Source organism: Faecalibacterium sp. DFI.5.82 (genome assembly GCF_029076575.1).
Classification (GTDB): Bacteria; Bacillota; Clostridia; order Oscillospirales; family Ruminococcaceae; genus Faecalibacterium; species Faecalibacterium duncaniae.
In genome coordinates, this window is sequence record NZ_JARFIS010000588.1 from 1 (window position 1) to 307 (window position 307).

The following is a 307-nucleotide window of genomic DNA, read 5'->3' on the forward strand; positions in this document are numbered from 1 at the left end:
TAGTCAATGCCGTCGATCTGCGCAGGACTATGGTGGTGCCCTACCAGATAGGCCACACGGTCGATCTGTTCTGCCGTCATGCCGGTATCCGCCAAGAACTCCCGCACCAGCGGGGCACCCTCCTGCTCCTGATATTTACCATTTGTGTTGCCGTACTTTTTGCGGCAGAGCGGGCAGGCGATATCGTGGGTGATGGCCGCCACCTCAAGAATAAAATGCGTGTCTGCGTCCAGCCCCTCCAGCTCACCAATGGTTTTGGCATAGGTCCACACGCAGCTCAGGTGCGTGATGTCATGGATATTCCCTT

At 56.7% G+C, this 307-nt stretch carries 1 protein-coding gene; it reads right to left on the reverse strand.

All coding sequences use genetic code 11. The annotated features are described in order from the left end of the window. Nucleotides 1-307, reverse strand: a 307-nt coding sequence (locus P0G09_RS18010) for an HD domain-containing protein (RefSeq protein WP_275253356.1), incomplete at both ends; no start/stop codon positions are given.